This is a genomic window from Acetomicrobium sp. S15 = DSM 107314 (assembly GCF_016125955.1).
Lineage (GTDB): Bacteria > Synergistota > Synergistia > Synergistales > Thermosynergistaceae > Thermosynergistes > Thermosynergistes pyruvativorans.
The window spans coordinates 1-407 of sequence record NZ_JADEVE010000058.1 but is presented as its reverse complement, the minus strand read 5'-3'; the positions used below and the strand labels follow the sequence as shown (position 1 = coordinate 407).

Sequence of the window (407 nt, the reverse complement as noted above, 5' to 3'; positions counted from 1 at the left end):
CGCCTCGGGGATCCTTATGTTAAAATAAAAACACAAAGGTGCACACATAGAGGATTTGAAGGACAAGCCTCGATATATAAAGAGGAGGGAGTATGGCATGTTTTGGAGGCGCGAGAGGTCCGAGGCCGAGGACGATGAGCAAAAGGATCTGCCGCCTGAGGAGAAACCGAGTGGGTTAAAAGAGAACAGAGAGCTGGGCAGGCCCGGGACGGGGACGCGCTTCTATGACGTAGAAAAGATCGCAAAGGCATGCGCTGCCTTCGGCGTGGAGTTTGAGCCCCAAAATCCCGTGACCGCCAATACCAATAAAGTGGTCTTCTGCAATGAAGTTTTTATCCCCTCTGCCTCTGAAGTCTTGAGTCCCTTGTGGAGGTGAGGCAAAATCTTGTCGATTAATCTCATAAAAA

General features: G+C 50.1%; 1 protein-coding gene. It reads left to right on the top strand.

Going from position 1 to position 407, the window contains the following annotated elements; translation table 11 throughout:
* Positions 1-97: 97 nt before the first annotated feature.
* The gene (locus tag EZM41_RS01255) at positions 98-376 is read left to right on the top strand and encodes a hypothetical protein (RefSeq protein WP_198468620.1); all 279 of its coding nucleotides are present in this window, start codon (positions 98-100) and stop codon (positions 374-376) included.
* The last annotated feature ends 31 nt before the right edge of the window (positions 377-407 follow it).